Annotated in this window: 1 pseudogene; it reads left to right on the top strand. The window is 62.5% G+C overall.

What is annotated here, in order from left to right:
* Positions 1 to 362: pseudogene (locus ALO43_RS30675) on the top strand (hypothetical protein); the annotation flags it as partial.
* Positions 363 to 419: the final 57 nt, after the last annotated feature.

Here is a 419-nt window from a genome sequence, read left to right as displayed (position 1 = left end):
TTCTGGGCGCGCATCCAAGCCGTAAACTTAGCGCTCGACCGGGCAAGTCGCGGCCCTACTGGCTATGGCTGGCAGGCCTTATCGTTGCGGGTTGCCTGGCCGGGCTGGTCGTGTCTCATGCGCGAAGCCCAAAGGTGGCACTTGCACCACCTGTCGAGCGACCTGCACCTGAACCAGAGACCACCGTGATCGACAGCGAACCGACAATGGTGGCAAGCCCCGCACCCGCGCCGTCGATCCGTGCGCCTGACCTGTTACCTGTCGCCGCAACCCGGGAACAGCCAGCCGCCGTGCAGCCGCTGGATAACTGCATGAAAAGCGGCAATGTCATCGATGAGAGCGTATTGAACTGTCGCTTTGGCTAGGTTCCTCGACCCGCTCAGGCAGAACCGGCGAAAGGCATGGTGTCCGCAGACTAC

Source organism: Pseudomonas tremae (assembly GCF_001401155.1).
GTDB lineage: Bacteria > Pseudomonadota > Gammaproteobacteria > Pseudomonadales > Pseudomonadaceae > Aquipseudomonas > Aquipseudomonas tremae.
The sequence above is the reverse complement of the archived record's forward strand: the minus strand, read 5'-3'. Positions and strand labels throughout refer to the sequence as shown.